This is a genomic window from Curtobacterium sp. B18 (assembly GCF_000333375.1).
Classification (GTDB): Bacteria; Actinomycetota; Actinomycetes; order Actinomycetales; family Microbacteriaceae; genus Curtobacterium.
The window spans coordinates 1-344 of record NZ_BACZ01000356.1 but is presented as its reverse complement, the minus strand read 5'-3'; the positions used below and the strand labels follow the sequence as shown (position 1 = coordinate 344).

The following is a 344-nucleotide window of genomic DNA, read 5'->3' as shown; positions in this document are numbered from 1 at the left end:
CACGATCAAGCCCGGCTGGACCCCCGCGACCGGCCTCGTCGGCGCGCCGTTGCTCGGCATCGTCTTCGGCCTCGGCTGGACGCCGTGCCTCGGCCCGACCCTCGCCGCGATCAACCTGCTCAGCGTGCAGTCGGGCAGTGCCTGGCAGGTCCTCGGCGAGAAGTGGACGCTCATGATCGTCCGCGACGCCCTCGCCGGCGCGACCCGGTTCAGTCAGTTCCAGCAGAGTCTCGGGATCCCGCGCGAGGTCCTCACGGCGCGCCTCGGCTCCCTCGTCGAGGGCGGCGTCCTCGAGCGTCACGCCTACAAGCCGGACGGCGGCCGCGTCCGTGACGAGTACGTCC

At 72.4% G+C, this 344-nt stretch carries 1 protein-coding gene; it reads left to right on the top strand.

Features of this window, described 5'->3' with window-relative positions:
• Nucleotides 1-344, top strand: a 344-nt coding sequence (locus I5E_RS26375) for a winged helix-turn-helix transcriptional regulator (RefSeq protein ID WP_022906805.1), incomplete at both ends; no start/stop codon positions are given.